This is a genomic window from Micromonospora avicenniae, from assembly GCF_900156065.1.
Lineage (GTDB): Bacteria > Actinomycetota > Actinomycetes > Mycobacteriales > Micromonosporaceae > Micromonospora > Micromonospora avicenniae.
Map to the genome: position 1 here is coordinate 237462 of NZ_FTNF01000003.1, position 14384 is coordinate 251845.

At 70.8% G+C, this 14384-nt stretch carries 16 protein-coding genes and 2 pseudogenes; 14 read left to right on the forward strand and 4 right to left on the reverse strand.

All coding sequences use genetic code 11. The features are described from left to right. Positions 1-3: 3 nt before the first annotated feature. The 4 genes from grpE to BXA10_RS06780 all read left to right on the forward strand — a co-directional run bounded on the left by grpE (position 4) and on the right by BXA10_RS06780 (position 2832). Positions 4-759: a nucleotide exchange factor GrpE gene (gene grpE, locus BXA10_RS06765; RefSeq protein ID WP_076468694.1), complete on the forward strand. Its 756-nt coding sequence runs from the start codon at positions 4-6 to the stop codon at positions 757-759. A 79-nt stretch (positions 760-838) separates the two neighbouring features. Further along, a complete protein-coding gene (gene dnaJ, locus BXA10_RS06770; RefSeq protein ID WP_076468696.1) occupies positions 839-2026 on the forward strand; it encodes a molecular chaperone DnaJ in 1188 nt (395 codons plus the stop codon). Between the two features lie 22 nt (positions 2027-2048). After that, positions 2049-2492 (forward strand): heat shock protein transcriptional repressor HspR, encoded by a 444-nt coding sequence (locus tag BXA10_RS06775; protein WP_076468698.1) that lies wholly within the window; start codon positions 2049-2051, stop codon positions 2490-2492. A gap of 133 nt (positions 2493-2625) precedes the next feature. Next, positions 2626-2832, forward strand: coding sequence for a hypothetical protein (locus tag BXA10_RS06780; protein ID WP_076469249.1), 207 nt, complete (start codon positions 2626-2628; stop codon positions 2830-2832). 111 nt (positions 2833-2943) lie between these two features. Here BXA10_RS06780 and BXA10_RS06785 read toward each other — a convergent pair whose 3' ends face one another. From BXA10_RS06785 to BXA10_RS06795, 3 genes are all read right to left on the reverse strand, one after another. After that, positions 2944-3375 (reverse strand): hypothetical protein, encoded by a 432-nt coding sequence (locus BXA10_RS06785; protein WP_076468700.1) that lies wholly within the window; start codon positions 3373-3375, stop codon positions 2944-2946. Positions 3376-3554: 179 nt separating this feature from the next. Further along, on the reverse strand, positions 3555-4763 hold the full coding sequence (locus BXA10_RS06790; protein ID WP_076468702.1) for a cation:proton antiporter: 1209 nt from the start codon (positions 4761-4763) through the stop codon (positions 3555-3557). A gap of 7 nt (positions 4764-4770) precedes the next feature. After that, positions 4771-5271: a cation:proton antiporter regulatory subunit gene (locus tag BXA10_RS06795; protein WP_076468704.1), complete on the reverse strand. Its 501-nt coding sequence runs from the start codon at positions 5269-5271 to the stop codon at positions 4771-4773. 214 nt (positions 5272-5485) lie between these two features. Between BXA10_RS06795 and clpB the strand changes: the two genes are divergently transcribed. The 10 genes and pseudogenes from clpB (at position 5486) to BXA10_RS06840 (ending at position 13395) form a co-directional block, all read left to right on the forward strand. Beyond that, complete coding sequence (clpB, locus tag BXA10_RS06800; RefSeq protein ID WP_076468706.1) at positions 5486-8077, forward strand: ATP-dependent chaperone ClpB; 2592 nt, start codon at positions 5486-5488, stop codon at positions 8075-8077. 121 nt (positions 8078-8198) lie between these two features. Beyond that, the gene (locus tag BXA10_RS06805) at positions 8199-8579 is read left to right on the forward strand and encodes a hypothetical protein (RefSeq protein ID WP_076468708.1); all 381 of its coding nucleotides are present in this window, start codon (positions 8199-8201) and stop codon (positions 8577-8579) included. A gap of 124 nt (positions 8580-8703) precedes the next feature. Then, positions 8704-9342: a DUF4178 domain-containing protein gene (locus BXA10_RS06810; RefSeq protein ID WP_076468710.1), complete on the forward strand. Its 639-nt coding sequence runs from the start codon at positions 8704-8706 to the stop codon at positions 9340-9342. After that, positions 9343-9594: pseudogene (locus BXA10_RS32050) on the forward strand (DUF2617 family protein); the annotation flags it as partial. Beyond that, positions 9592-9771: pseudogene (locus BXA10_RS32055) on the forward strand (polyamine aminopropyltransferase); the annotation flags it as partial. The pseudogenes BXA10_RS32050 and BXA10_RS32055, both read left to right, overlap by 3 nt. Before the next feature lie 107 nt (positions 9772-9878). Further along, on the forward strand, positions 9879-10730 hold the full coding sequence (locus BXA10_RS06820) for a hypothetical protein (protein ID WP_076468712.1): 852 nt from the start codon (positions 9879-9881) through the stop codon (positions 10728-10730). 125 nt (positions 10731-10855) lie between these two features. Beyond that, positions 10856-11434, forward strand: a complete 579-nt coding sequence (locus BXA10_RS06825; protein ID WP_076469251.1) for a hypothetical protein — start codon at positions 10856-10858, stop codon at positions 11432-11434. A 9-nt stretch (positions 11435-11443) separates the two neighbouring features. Further along, positions 11444-12253, forward strand: a complete 810-nt coding sequence (locus BXA10_RS06830; protein ID WP_076468714.1) for an SDR family NAD(P)-dependent oxidoreductase — start codon at positions 11444-11446, stop codon at positions 12251-12253. Between the two features lie 167 nt (positions 12254-12420). Next, the gene (pyrE, locus tag BXA10_RS06835; RefSeq protein WP_076468716.1) at positions 12421-12960 is read left to right on the forward strand and encodes an orotate phosphoribosyltransferase; all 540 of its coding nucleotides are present in this window, start codon (positions 12421-12423) and stop codon (positions 12958-12960) included. 57 nt (positions 12961-13017) lie between these two features. Beyond that, a complete protein-coding gene (locus tag BXA10_RS06840) occupies positions 13018-13395 on the forward strand; it encodes an ArsR/SmtB family transcription factor (protein ID WP_076468717.1) in 378 nt (125 codons plus the stop codon). 58 nt (positions 13396-13453) lie between these two features. Here the strand turns inward: BXA10_RS06840 and BXA10_RS06845 are convergent, their stop codons facing one another. Next, a complete protein-coding gene (locus BXA10_RS06845; RefSeq protein WP_076468719.1) occupies positions 13454-14167 on the reverse strand; it encodes a DedA family protein in 714 nt (237 codons plus the stop codon). Between the last annotated feature and the right edge of the window lie 217 nt (positions 14168-14384).

A 14384-nucleotide genomic window follows, 5' to 3' on the forward strand; every position in this document is an offset into this window, starting at 1 on the left:
CGCATGACGGAGAAGTCACGAGCCGCCGACCAGGGTGACACCGGGTCGACGACGGGTGGCTCCGCGCCCGCCGAGCCGGCAACCGGCGACGCGCCGCGGGTCGTCATCCGCAACAACCGGAAGATCGGCCAGCCCGCGGAGCCGGAGGGAACCGCTGCCGACGCCGGGACCGACGTCCCGGCCGAGGGGCTGATCGAGGACGCCGAGATCGTCGTCGACGAGATCGAGGTCGAGGCCGGCACGGTCGACGGGGCCACACCCGACGGCCCGCCGGTGGTGGACGCGCCGGCCGAGCCGGTGGACGCCGCGACCAGTTCGACTCTCGGCGCCGAGTTGGAGGCGCTCCGGGCCGACCTCGACGAGCGGACCCGGGACCTGCAGCGGGTGACGGCGGAGTACGCCAACTACCGCAAGCGGGTGGAGCGGGACCGGGCCACCGTCGCCGAGCAGGCGACCGGCTCGGTGCTCGCCGCCCTGCTGCCGATCCTCGACGACCTGGACCGGGCCCGGGAACACGGCGACCTGGTCGGACCGTTCGGATCAGTGGCGGACCAGCTCACCACGGTGGTGGGGAAGCTCGGGTTGACCCCGTTCGGCGAACAGGGTGACCCGTTCGACCCGACTCGGCACGAAGCGGTGGCCCATCAGACCTCCGACGAGGTGACCGAGCCGACCTGCGTGCAGATCATGCGGCGCGGCTACCAGCTCGGTGAGCGGCTGCTGCGGCCGGCGTTGGTAGCGGTCGCGGACCCGGAATAGTGCCAAGCAGTGACCCGAGCGCCCCGCCCGCCGCCGCACGGCGGCGGGCGGGGCGGACCGGTGGGGAGGGGGTGGACCGGTGAGTTCCAAGGACTGGATCGAGAAGGACTTCTACGCCGTGCTCGGCGTGGACAAGGCCGCCTCCGAGGACGAGATCAAGAAGGCGTACCGCAAGCTGGCCCGGGAGTCGCACCCGGACCACAACCCGGGTGATCCGTCGGCCGAGGAGCGGTTCAAGGCCGTGTCCGAGGCGTACAACGTGTTGTCGGATTCCGGCCGTCGCCGGGAGTACGACGAGATGCGCTCGCTCTTCGGCTCGGGGGCGTTCCGGCGTAACGCGCGGGGCGCGGGCCAGCCCGGGGGCATGCCGTTCGACGTCTCCGACCTGTTCGGGGGCGCCGGCGGTGGCGGAGAGCGCCGCTTCGGTGGTGGCGGCGCCGGCTTCTCCGACCTGTTCAGCTCGATCTTCTCAGGCGGGCCCGCCGGCCCGACCGCTCCGCGCGGCCCGGCTCCGGGGCGGGACGTGGAGACCGAGGTGGCGCTGGATTTCGGTGACGCGGTGCGGGGCGTGACCCTCCCGCTCACCCTGCGCGCCCCCGGTGTCTGCGACACCTGCCACGGCAACGGGGCGAAGCCCGGCACCCAGCCGCGTACCTGCCCGGTCTGCCACGGCGCCGGGGTGACGACCCGCAACCAGGGGTCGTTCAGCTTCTCCGAGCCGTGCCGCAACTGCCAGGGCGTCGGCACGGTGGTCGAGGAGAAGTGCCCGGAGTGCCACGGCACCGGCGGCGTGACCAAGACCCGGACGATGAACGTCCGCTTCCCGGCCGGTGTGGCCGACGGTCAGCGGATCCGGTTGGCCGGGCGAGGCGAGCCGGGTGAGCGTGGTGGCCAGCCCGGCGACCTGTACGTGCACGTGAAGGTGCGGCCTGACGAGATCTTCGGCCGCAGCGGCGACGACCTCACGCTCACCGTGCCGATCACGTTCGCGGAGGCCGTGCTCGGCACGGACCTGCGGGTGCCCACGCTCGACGGTGCGGTGACCCTGAGGGTCCCGCCCGGTACGCCCAGCGGGCGGATCCTGCGTGCTCGCGGCAAGGGCGTGGTCCGCCGCGATGGGCAAGCGGGTGACCTGTTGGTGACACTGGATGTGGTGGTGCCCGCGCGGCTGTCGGACGAGGCGCGGGCGGCGCTGGAGACGTTCGCCGAGCAGACCCCGCCGGCGAGCCGGGAACATCTCGACGCGCGGGTGCGTCGAGTCAGTTGATGCGGACGCGGAGGTGAGCAGGATGTCGGGCGAGTACGCCGCTTCGTCGAGTGACCCTGCCTACGAGGCCAAGGTGCTGATGATCTCGGTCGCGGCGCGGATGGCGGGTATGCACCCGCAGACCCTGCGCCAGTACGACCGGCTCGGCCTGGTGCAGGCCGGGCGGGCCGCAGGGGGCGGCCGGCGGTACAGCGTCCGGGACGTGGTGCTGCTGCGCGAGGTGCAGCGGCTCAGCCAGGACGATGGCATCAACCTGGCCGGGGTCAAGCGCATCATCGGGCTGGAGCGGCTGCTCGAAGAGGCCCAGCAGCGGGTGGCCCGGCTCGAGGCGGAGCTGGACGCCGCGTACCACCGCATCGCCGAACTCGAGGCGCTGGCCCGCTTCCCGGGCCGCGACCTGGTGCCGACCAACCGCACCTCCACGGCGTTGGTGGTCTGGCGCCCCCGGCGCGCATCCGACCGCTGATCCGCCCGTTCTCCGGAGCCTGACGGCCCGGTCCGCTCGCCGGTTTTCCGGCGCGGGCCGGGCCGTTCCCGTTAGCCTGCAAATGAGGTCCTTTCCGCGCAAATCTGGACCTACCGGCATGGCAGGGGGGGCGATGACGGAGGCGGCGAAGCAGGTTGCGCAGCGAACGGAGGACCGGCTCGACAAGGTCGTCGAGACCGTCCGGGAGCAGTTCGAGGAGATCACCAAGAGTCGTTTCGCCGATCTGGCGAACCAGGGGTTCTTCGACGACCGGATCGAGCAGGGGCCGGATCGGGAAAGAGCGGAGAGCCGACAGGGAAAGCCGGACGGGCCGGGCTGAGAACCGGACGTCGACGTGCGGGCCGGGAACCACGGGGGGTCCCGGCCCGTTCGCCGGGAGAGACCGGCGGGCCGGGAAGCTGGGGGCCGTGGTCAACCCGTGCTGGACGGCTCAGGCGAGGCGGCGGTTCTCCCGGACCAGGCCGCCCTCGCACCAGTCGCGGTACACGAAGAGTTCCGGCCGAGCCAGGAGCACGCGGCTGTTGTGCGCCCAGACCCGCATCAGTTCGTCGCCGTTCTTCTCGGCCTGCTCGACCAGCTTCCGAAAACGGCGCTTGGGGTGTGCCCGGAACTTCGTCCGGATGCCGTCGGCGGCGTAGATGTAGAGGCAGTGCAGGGCGAACCGCCGGGCCGGGCACGACGGGTCCATGGCCAGGTCGAACAGCGTCGCCACCAGCCTGTCGCCGGAGACCAGCAGGTCCCAGTCCGGCGGCATGGAGGCCAACGGTACGGAGTCGGGGCGGTAGGCCCACGCGCGCAACTCCGCCGGTGACGGGTCGACTGGGTTGGCGAAACCGTGGAACGTCGACTCCTGCACGCTCACCGGCCAACCTCCAATCTCGCCCACAGTTGGCGCGGCCGCCCGCGGACCTGGCTGCTGGGGCGACACGGTAACGCGGTACCCGTCAGTAGCGGTAGACCCTCCAGGGAGCATTTGGTCAACCGTTGGCCGAGCCGGGCCGACCGTACGGCCGACCCGGCTCGGAGAGGTGTTGACCAGGTTCAGTCCGCGACCCGGGCCAGCTCCCGCCGCTGCGCCGCGGCCGCGCGGTGGCGCAGCCAGCGCTTGAACCACGGGAAGTCCGGCAGCCGGGCCAGCAGTGGGCCGGTCACCACGGTGACCAGCACATATGCCGTGGCGAGCGCGGCCAATCGCGGCTCGACGCTGCCGGCCGAGACCGCGAGCCCGGCGATGACGATGGAGAACTCACCGCGGGGTACCAGTGCGAGACCGGCTCGCCAACGGCCGGGCTCGGCGATGCCGACCCGGCGCGCGGCCAGGTAACCCGTGAGGGTCTTCGTCGCCATCGTGACGATTGCCAGAGCGAGCGCCGGCAGCAGTACGGGTGGGATCTCCCGTGGGTCGGTCGTCAGCCCGAAGAAGACGAAGAACACCGCTGCGAAGAGGTCCCGCAGCGGGGTCAGCAGTTCGGTGGCGTGGTGCGCCACCGGCCCGGAGAGTGCGATGCCGACCAGGAACGCGCCGACGGCCGCCGACACCTGGAGTTCGGCGGCGAAACCGGCCACCAGGAGCGTCAGTCCTAGCACTCCGAGCAGCAGCGCCTCGGCGTCCTTCGCGGACATGAGGGTGGAGATCACCCCGCCGAAGCGGATGGCGACCACCAGCACCACGAGGACGGTGGCGACCGCGATGGTGAGCGCGATGCCGCCACCCATCAGGCCGGCGCCCAACAGCACGGCGGTGACCAGCGGCAGGTAGAGCGCCATGGCCAGGTCCTCGATCACCAGGACCGAGAGGATCACCGGGGTTTCCCGGTTACCGAGCCGGCCCAGGTCGCCGAGGACCTTGGCGATCACTCCGGAGGAGGAGACCCAGGTGATGCCCGCCAGGACCAGGGCGGCCACCCAGTCCCAGCCGAGCAGCAGCGCGAAGGCCGCCCCGGGCAGCGCGTTGAGCGCCGCGTCGATCAGTCCGGCAGGGGCTGCCGAGCGGAGGTTGCCGACGAGTTCGTTGGCCGAGTACTCGAGGCCGAGCATCACCAGCAGCAGGATCACGCCTATCTCGGCGCCGACTGCGAAGAACTCCTCGCTGGCGTTGAGCGGCAGCAGCCCGCCGTGCCCGAACGCGAGCCCGGCGAGGAGGTAGAGGGGGATGGGAGAGAGGCCGATCCGGCGACTCAACCGGCCGAGCAGACCCAGCAGGAAGAGAAGTGCGCCGACCTCGATGAGCAGGGTGTTGGTCTCGTGCATACGCGCCTCAGCCGTCCGGGTCACTGTCGGCGAGGATGGCGGTCACTCCGTCGAGACCCTGGCGGGTCCCGACCACGACCACCACGTCACCGGCGGCGAAACGGAAGGCCGGGTCCGGCGAGACGTTCACCTCGCCCTGGCGGAGGACCGCCACGATCGAGGCTCCGGTCCGGGTGCGAGCCTTGGTGTCGCCGAGTTTCCGGTTGACGTACGGAGAGCCGGCCGGAATGACGATCTGCTCGGTGAGCAGTCCGGCCGCCTGTTCGCGTAGTCCGGAGAGCTGACCGAGCATCAGCGACGCGCCGAGGATGTCGGCTAGTGCCTCCGCCTCGTCGTCGGTCAGCGGTATGTCAGCCTGACAAGAGTCAGGATCATCCGGATCGTAAAGGACAAGGTCGCGACGACCGTTGCGGTGGGAGACCACGCCTACACGGCGTCCGGATTCCGTCAGGAGGTCATGACGTACGCCGATACCCGGCAGCGCGGTCTGCTCGACACGTACTCGCACCCGGTAAACGCTACCGTGTCCAGGCCGGTCGATCTCCGAGCCGTTAACGTCGGCCGATGTTCGCACCTGGCCGGTGTTCCCGGCCGTTCGTCCGGGTGTCCCGCCCCCCGGGGGCAACCGGATCGGGTGACGGGAGTCACACCGACAGGGTTGAGCGGAATAGGCTCAACTCTGGTTGTGTCCTTCCTAGCGGACCTGTCGATCCGGGGGAGTCATGAACACGGAACGTCTCACCACCAAGAGCCGCGAGACCATCACCGGTGCCGTCGCGCTGGCGAATCAGCGCGGTCACGCCACCGTGGAGCCCTGGCACCTGCTGCTGTCGCTGCTGGACACCGAGGGCTCGACCGCCGCCGGCCTGCTGCGCGCCGTCGGGGCCGATCCTGCCGAGCTGCGCCGGGCGGCCCAGCGTGCGGTCGACGCCCTGCCCGCCGCGCGCGGCTCCAGCATCGCCGAGCCGACGCTGGCCCGCGAGTTCGTCAACGCCATCGGCGCCGCCGAGCAGATCGCCCAGCCGCTGGGCGACGAGTACACCTCCACCGAGCACCTCCTGGCCGGCCTGGCCCGGGTCGGTGGCGCGGTCGCGAACGCGCTGAAGGCCGTCGGCGCCACCGAGGAGAACCTCGTCGCCGCCTTCCCGACCGTACGGGGCGGGGACCGACGAGTCACCACCGCCGACCCGGAGCAGACCTACCAGGCGCTGGCCAAGTACGGCGTCGACCTGACCGCGAGCGCCCGTGAGGGGAAGATCGACCCGGTGATCGGCCGGGACTCGGAGATCCGGCGCGTCATCCAGGTGCTCTCCCGGCGTACGAAGAACAACCCGGTCCTGATCGGCGAGCCCGGCGTGGGCAAGACCGCGATCGTCGAGGGCCTGGCCCAGCGGATCGTCGCCGGTGACGTGCCGGAGTCGCTGCGGGACAAGAAGCTCGTCTCGCTCGACCTGGGCGCGATGGTCGCCGGCGCGCAGTACCGCGGGCAGTTCGAGGAGCGGCTGAAGTCGGTGCTCGAGGAGATCAAGAACTCCGACGGGCAGGTCATCACGTTCCTCGACGAGCTGCACACCGTCGTCGGTGCCGGCAAGGGCGAGGGCTCGATGGACGCCGGCAACATGCTCAAGCCGATGCTGGCCCGTGGTGAGCTGCGCATGGTCGGCGCGACCACGCTGGACGAGTACCGCGAGCACATCGAGAAGGATCCGGCGCTGGAGCGGCGGTTCCAGCCGGTGCTGGTCGGTGAGCCGACCATCGAGGACACCATCGGCATCCTGCGCGGGCTCAAGGAGCGCTACGAGGTGCACCACGGCGTACGGATCACCGACGCCGCGCTGGTCGCCGCCGCCACCCTCTCCGACCGCTACATCACCGACCGGTTCCTGCCGGACAAGGCGATCGACCTGGTCGACGAGTCGGCGTCGCGGCTCCGGATGGAGATCGACTCCCGTCCGGTCGAGGTGGACGAGATCGAGCGGGCGGTGCGGCGGCTGGAGATCGAGGAGATGGCGCTGGCCAAGGAGCCGGACGACGCCTCCGCCGAGCGGCTGGAGCGGTTGCGCCGGGAGTTGGCCGACAAGCGCGAACAGCTGACCGCGCTCTCCGATCGCTGGAAGCTGGAGAAGGGCCACATCACCAAGCTCTCGACCGCCAAGGAGGAGCTGGAGCGCCTCGGCGGCGAGGCCGAGCGAGCCGAGCGCGACGGCGAGCTGGAGCGCGCCGCCGAGCTGCGGTACGGCCGGATTCCGGCGTTGCAGGCCGACCTCAAGCAGGCCGAGGAGGAGCTGGCCCGGCTCCAGGCGGACGGCGCGATGCTCAAGGAGGAGGTCGGCGCGGACGACATCGCGGCAGTGGTCGCCTCCTGGACGGGCATCCCGGCCGGTCGGTTGTTGGAGGGCGAGACGGCCAAGCTGCTGCGGATGGAGGAGTCGCTGCGGGACCGCGTGGTCGGCCAGGCCGAGGCGGTGGGCGCGGTCTCCGACGCGGTACGCCGCGCCCGGGCCGGCGTCGCCGACCCGGACCGGCCCACCGGCAGCTTCCTCTTCCTCGGGCCGACCGGCGTCGGCAAGACCGAGCTGGCCAAGGCGCTCGCCGAGTTCCTCTTCGACGACGAGCGGGCCATGGTTCGCATCGACATGAGCGAGTACGGCGAGAAGCACTCCGTCGCCCGCCTGGTCGGTGCCCCGCCCGGGTACGTCGGCTACGAGGAGGGCGGCCAGCTCACCGAGGCGGTGCGCCGCCGGCCGTACTCGGTGATCCTGCTGGACGAGGTGGAGAAGGCCCACCCGGACGTCTTCGACATCCTGCTCCAGGTGCTCGACGACGGCCGGCTCACCGACGGCCAGGGGCGGACGGTCGACTTCCGCAACACGATCCTGATCCTCACGTCCAACCTCGGGTCGTCGGTGGTCAGCGATCTGACGCTCGTGGAGGAGCAGCGTCGGGAGGGTGTCCTGTCGGTGGTCCGCTCGCACTTCAAGCCGGAGTTCCTCAACCGGCTCGACGACGTGGTGGTCTTCGCCGCGCTGCGCGAGGAGGATCTGCGATCCATCGTGGACATCCAGCTCGTCCGGCTGCGGAACCGCCTCGCCGACCGCCGGTTGGCGCTGGACATCACCGACGCCGCCCGGGGCTGGCTGGCCGAGCACGGCTACGACCCGATCTACGGTGCCCGCCCGCTGCGTCGCCTGGTCCAGACGGCGATCGGCGACCAACTCGCCAAGGCCCTGCTGGCCGGTCAGATCCGCGACGGCCAGACGGTCAAGGTCGACCTGACCCCCACCAAGGACGCCCTCACGGTAACCCCTGCCTGACGCCCACCCCACCCCGCCCAGCCCTCGTGATCAAGGGGTTTGCGTCGCGGAACCGCCTTCCGTCGACGCAAACTCCTTGATCGACCGGGTGGGGTGGGTGGCGGCGGGGAAAGTAGGGGGCATGTTCGGGATCGGGAAGAAGCGGGACCGTGAGATCCGGGACGCGGTCGAGGAGCTGGCGCGGGCGGACACGCTCGCCTTCGGCGGGGTCGGGTTCGCCGGGACGCTGCTGCCGGTGACCGAGGCGTACGGCACGGTCGAGGCCGCGTTGACCGAACGCCCCGACGTCGTACGCGGGCACGTCGACCGGCTGCTCGCGCACGGCTCCCCGGCCGGCCGGGCGTACGCGGCGACGTTGCTGGAGCGGGTCGACCCGCTGGCCGCGCGGGCGGCGTGGGCCGCGATGCGCGACGATCCGGGCGAGTTCAACACGTTCAGCGGCTGCCTCATGGGCCGCTCCTCGCTGGGCGAGTACGCCGCGATCCGCCTCGCCGACGCGTGAACCCCCGCAACCGGAGAGGGTCCCACGGGCACCGGGTGACCGGCTGCTCACTCGACCTGCTACACGTTCAACCTGGTGCACGGGGTTGTTACCGTTCGCGCCGACGTACCGGGGAGGGTGGTCGGTGAACGGGTCCGTGGCGTGGCTGGTAACGGCGGTGGGCTGCTTGATCGGGGCGGTCGGAGTGGTGATCGCCGTCGTGGCGCTGCGGCGGTCCCGGAGCCGGCGGCCACCCGAAGCCGCACCGACGGATCCGCTCCGGGATCACGACGCCGACGTGCTGCGCGGCGACCCACGCCGGCTGCGTCCCGGCGACATCGTCGAGATCCGTCAGGTCTCCTACCTGGTGCGGGGCACGATCCGTCTGGTCGAGGGTGGCTGGAGCTGGGTCGAGCACCTGCTCGACGACGCGCAGGGCGTACGGCGCTGGCTCTCCGTCGAGGAGGATCCGGAGCTGGAACTGGTGCTCTGGGCCGCCGAGGCCGGCGCCACCGTCACTCCCGGCGCACCGACCATCGACTTCGCGGGCAGGCGGTACAGCTGGAAAGAGTCCGGGCAGGCCCGGTTCACGGCCACCGGCACCACCGGCCTCGACCCGGCCGGCAGCATGCGGTACCACGACTACCAGGCGCCGGGTGGGGCGCGGCTCTCCTTCGAGGCTTACGGGGAGGCGGGCTGGGAGGTGGCGCGCGGCGAACTCCTGCACCGCACCGAGGTGATGATCTACCCGCAGGCCGGCGAGGACCGGAGCGGGGAGTACTGAGTGCTGGTCACCCTGGACGCCCCGTACGTCGACACCAGCGCGGCCGACCTCAGCCTGGCCCGCGACGACGTGGAGCGGCCCGCGCTGCACGTGCTCGACCTCGTCCTGCCCGGGCCGATCCGACTCGAGTTGTGACTGCTGGGCGCATCGCACCAGGTGGTGCTGCGCGCGGGCGACGGCATGCTGACCGAGACGGTGGCCTGCCTGCCCGGGCGACCACCCGAACTGCCGGCCACGGTGCTCGACGAGGCCGTGCCGCCCACGCTGGCGTTGCCCACCGACGCGCCGAGGCTGCACTTCCTGAGCTCGGCGACCCCGGCGGCGGCGGCCACCTTCCCTGCCGACCGGGGCCGCATCGTGGTGCCCGCGTCGACCCTGCTGCAACCCCGGGTCCTCGAGTACGCCCGCACCGAGTGGCGCGGCTACTGATCCGCGCATTCCCGCAGCACCACGTCGGGTGCCTCGCGGCGGCGTCGCGGCCTGCCGCGCTGGCCGATTGCCGATACGGTGTGGGCGCGATCTAGGGAAGGAGCATCGTGGTCGATTCCCCCAGCACGCCGGCCCGGTCACGGCCGGGTGTGGTGACGATTTCCAGCTATCTGCTGATCCTCTTCGCCGTCCTTCAGCTCGTCGGTCTCATCGTCACGCTGTCCACCATCGGCACCATCCGGGACGTGATGCGGGACGCGTACGCCAGCACCGATCCCGAAGCGGCCGACGCGGTCAGCGGCATCACCTACGCGGTCGGCATCGGCGGCGCGATCTTCGCTCTGCTCATCGCGGCCGGCCTGGTCGTGCTGGCGTTGCTCAACAACCGGGGCAAGAACGGTTCCCGGATCACGACCTGGGTTCTCGGCGGCATCATGATCTGCTGCACCGGTGGCAACCTGGCCAGCGGTGCGGCGGGCGGCTTCACCGGTGGTGCCACCGGCGGTGCCAGTGGCAACGCACCGAGCCCGGACGAGATCCAGCGTCAGGTCGACGCGGCGCTGCCCGGCTGGTTCACTCCGCTCAGCACCGCCATCTCGTTGATCGCGGTGCTCGCGCTGCTCGCCGCGCTGATTCTGCTCGCGCTGCCCAAGGCGAACGAGTTCTTCCGCAAGCCGCAGCCCGTCTGGGAGCCGCCGACGCCCGGTGCCGCCTACCCGGGATACCCGGGCTATCCGCAGGGCCCGGGTCAGCCGGGTTATCCGCAGGGCCCGGGTCAGCCGGGTTATCCGCAGGGTCCGGGCTACCCGTCCTCCGGTGACCCCTCCTACCCGCCGATCCCCGGTCAGCCGCCGGCCGGTCAGCCGCCGACGTTCGGTCAGCCGCCGACGTTCGGTCAGCCCGGTGACCAGCCGCCCTCGTCGGACCGGCCCGGCCCGACCCCGCCGCCGATGAGCTGACGGCCGGAGAACGGCCATGCTGACGGGTCCCTCCGATAGGTTGCAGTCGACGTCTATCGGAGGGATCCGTCGTGTCGTACCCGTATCCGGTGCCGACCCGCCGTCCCGCCGCGGTCACGGTGGCGATGGCCGTGCTGCTGCTGATGGCGGTCGTCGCCGTCGCGTACGCCATGGCCGGGCTGCTGGTGATCGGCGGCACCGTCGACCGGTTCCGCTCCGCCGCGAGCGGCGCCCCCGCCGACCAGGTCGACGGCACGGTCGCGCTGCTGCACGCCTCCGCGGTGGTCTCCGCCGTGCTCAGCCTGCTGGCCGGCGTGCTTCTCGCCGGTCTGGCGGTCGGCGTGGGTGGCGGACGCGCCGGCGCCCGGGTGACGGTCTGGGTCGTCAGCGGGCTCGGCGCGTTCTGTGGCTGCGCTGGCCTCGCGCTGTTCGTCGGCCAGCGGTCGGTGCCGTTGCGGTTGGGTGCCCAGGACCAGACGAACGGCGAACTTTTCGGCCTGATCGCCGACGCTTACCCGTCATGGTGGATCCCCCTGGGCGGGGGGCTTTCGATCGGGCAAACACTCGGTTACCTTGTGGTAGCCGCGCTGCTGGCCCTGCCGGCGGCGAACGTGTGGTTCCGCCGTCGATCCACGCCAGCCGCACCACCCGGGCCCCCGCCCGCCCCGTACCAGCCAGCATCGATCCTGCCGCCGTACAGCTGAGGACCCTCCGTGACGTCCCACTCCGCGCCCGACGAGCAGCGGGCCCTGGTGACCGGTGCGACGGCCGGCATCGGTGCGGCGTTCGCCCGCCGGCTGGCGGCCGACGGTTGGCACCTGGTGCTGGTCGCCCGCGATGCCGACCGCCTCGCCGACATGGCCGCCGAACTCAGGGAGCGCCGCGGACGAGACGTCGAGATCATCTCGACCGATCTGTCCACCGACGACGGTTGCGTCGTCGTGGAGCGGCGGCTCGTCGCTGACGCCCCGATCGATCTGCTGGTCAACAATGCCGGGATCAGCCTCAACAAGCCTTTTCTGCGTTCCTCGGCGGAGGACGAGGCCCGATTGCTGCGTCTCAACGTGCACGCGGTGATGCGCCTGACCCTCGCCGCGTTGCGGCCGATGACCGATCGGCGGCGCGGGGCAGTGATAAATGTCTCTTCGGTTGCTGGTTTCGGCGCGGTCATGCCCGGTTCGACGTACTCGGCCAGCAAGGCGTGGGTCACCAACTTCAGCGAGTCCGTCGGACAGTCGGCGCGGCCGTTCGGCGTACGTGTGATGGCGCTCTGCCCCGGCTACACGCGCACCGAGTTCCATCAGCGGGCCGGCATCAACATGTCCAAGACGCCGGGCTGGATGTGGCTGCAAGCCGACGACGTGGTCGACGAAGCGCTGCGTGACCTGCGGAAAGGCAAGCTGGTGAGCGTTCCGTCGTGGAGATACAAGCTCGCCGTCGCCGGTCTTCGGCACGCGCCGCGGCGCTTGTTGCACGCGGTCTCCCAGGACACCCGGGGCCGGACCGGCCGGGACGCGAACTGATCCGTCGCCCGGGACCGGCACCGCCCGGATCTCGTTCGTCAGGTGGCGAGCGGAGCGGGCTTCGTCGCGCAGAGTAGTCGTATATCGCCATGCATCGGTCGCCCGAGCGATGGATACCGGTGGACCCCAGACGCGGCTCACAGACTCGAGCAGTACCCTCTATCGCCATGGGGGACCACGACGACCTGCGTAAATTCATCACCGATCTGGCCGTGGTACACGGCAAGGTGGTGCTCTCCTCCGGCATCGAGGCGGACTGGTACGTCGATCTGCGACGTGTCACGCTCCATAACCAGGCGGCACCGTTGGTCGGTCGAGTGATGCTCGACCTCACCGCCGACTGGGAGTACGACGCGGTCGGCGGCCTGACCCTGGGCGCCGATCCGATCGCCGTCTCGATGCTGCACGCCTCTGCTCCGACCGATCGGCCTCTGGACGCCTTCGTGGTGCGCAAGGCCGGTAAGGCGCACGGGTTGCAGCGACGGATCGAGGGACCGGATGTCGCCGGTCGTCGAGTACTCGCGGTTGAGGACACATCGACGACGGGGTCGAGTGTGTTGACCGCGGTGGAAGCGCTACGCGAGGCCGGGGCCGAGGTCATCGGTGTGGCGGTTATTGTTGATCGAGGTGCCGGCGACGCGGTGCGAGCCGCCGGACTGCCTTATCGGGCGGCCTATACGTTGGCTGACCTCGGCCTTGTGGCGTAAAAGTCTGCCGATTCGGATCTGCTGATATGCAGGCGGATCGATGCTGCTGGTGGAAGGATGGAAAACGTGGGAACTGCGTTGGCTGAAATGACTATGCCTCAGATCTCGCCGCTCGCCGGCGAGCCGATCGAACGTGCCGATGCCGAGCGTCTCGCCGGGGTTCTCAAGGCCCTCGCCGACCCTGCCCGGCTGCGGCTGCTGAGCCTGATCCAGTCGGCTCCAGAGGGCGAGGCGTGCGTTTGTGACCTGACCGCGCCGCTCGGCCTCTCGCAGCCGACGGTCAGCCATCACCTGCGCATCCTCACCGAGGCCGGCTTGCTGGAGCGGGAGAAGCGCGGTGTGTGGGCCTACTACCGGCTGGTGCCGACGGCGATCGCCACGATCGCCGATCTGCTGACCCCGCCGCGCAAGCGGGCCACCAAGAAGGCTCGCTGACCCGTACCGATCGTCCGGTGCCCTCCCCGAACCGGGACGGCGCCGGACGGCCGGCCGGTCAGTGCTTGCCGTAGTGCTGCCGGGTTTCCCGAATCGCTTCCTCGGCGGCGGCCCGTTCCGCAGCGCTGGCACCCCGCTTGGCCGCGATCCGCGCCCGGAGCAGTTCGATGGCGATCGGGATCACCGAGATCGCCACGATCGCGACCAGGATGAGTTCGATGTTGTCCTTGACGAACGGGATCTGGCCGAGGAAGTAGCCGAGCACCGTCACGCCGCTGCCCCAGAGCACCCCGCCGATCACGTTGTAGGTCACGAACGTGCGGTAGTTCATCCGGCTGACCCCTGCCACGATCGGCGTGAACGTCCGCACGATCGGCACGAAGCGGGCCAGCACGATCGAGCGGGCGCCGTACTTCTCGAAGAACTCGTGCGCCTTCAGCACGTTCTCCTGCTTGAACAACCGGGAGTTGGGCCGCCGGAAGAGCGATGGCCCCACCTTCCGGCCGAACGCGTACCCCACCTGGTCACCGGCGACCGCTGCGATCGTGACCAGTAGGCAGACCAGCCAGAGCGGGTAGGTGATGTATTGCCCGTCCGCCGTCAGCAGGCCCGCCGTGAAGAGCAGCGAGTCGCCCGGCAGGAAGAAGCCGATCAGCAGACCCGACTCGGCGAAGACGATGGCCAGGATGCCGAGCAGCCCGAACGTCGAGATCAACCACTCCGGGTCGAGCCAGTCAGGGCCCAGGGCCAGGGTGGTGGTGGGCGTCGGCACGAGCGACCTCCGATCTAACGGTGGGGGCGTTCAGTCGCCGGCGGCGACGGCACGTCCGTAGTCTAGGTGGCCGTCCGAGACGCCCGGTGCTCGACGTCACACCTGTGTCGGCTGTCGCAGCCCGCCGTCCGGATCCGCTGCGTGCCGGTCCCCTCGGCCACCACCAGCACCTGCCCGGCCACCGGCGGCTACTTCCGGCACCCGCCCGGCCGGGCCG

What these genes read in the sequence shown, in the direction of transcription:
- pyrE (WP_076468716.1), top strand. Translation starts at nt 12,421, where the DNA reads ATGGGGGACCACGACGACCTGCGTAAATTCATCACCGATCTGGCCGTG.
- BXA10_RS06805 (WP_076468708.1), top strand. Translation starts at nt 8,199, where the DNA reads ATGTTCGGGATCGGGAAGAAGCGGGACCGTGAGATCCGGGACGCGGTC.
- BXA10_RS06825 (WP_076469251.1), top strand. Translation starts at nt 10,856, where the DNA reads ATGGCCGTGCTGCTGCTGATGGCGGTCGTCGCCGTCGCGTACGCCATG.
- BXA10_RS06775 (WP_076468698.1), top strand. Translation starts at nt 2,049, where the DNA reads ATGTCGGGCGAGTACGCCGCTTCGTCGAGTGACCCTGCCTACGAGGCC.
- clpB (WP_076468706.1), top strand. Translation starts at nt 5,486, where the DNA reads ATGAACACGGAACGTCTCACCACCAAGAGCCGCGAGACCATCACCGGT.
- BXA10_RS06780 (WP_076469249.1), top strand. Translation starts at nt 2,626, where the DNA reads ATGACGGAGGCGGCGAAGCAGGTTGCGCAGCGAACGGAGGACCGGCTC.
- BXA10_RS06840 (WP_076468717.1), top strand. Translation starts at nt 13,018, where the DNA reads ATGGAAAACGTGGGAACTGCGTTGGCTGAAATGACTATGCCTCAGATC.
- BXA10_RS06790 (WP_076468702.1), bottom strand. Translation starts at nt 4,763, where the DNA reads ATGCACGAGACCAACACCCTGCTCATCGAGGTCGGCGCACTTCTCTTC.
- grpE (WP_076468694.1), top strand. Translation starts at nt 4, where the DNA reads ATGACGGAGAAGTCACGAGCCGCCGACCAGGGTGACACCGGGTCGACG.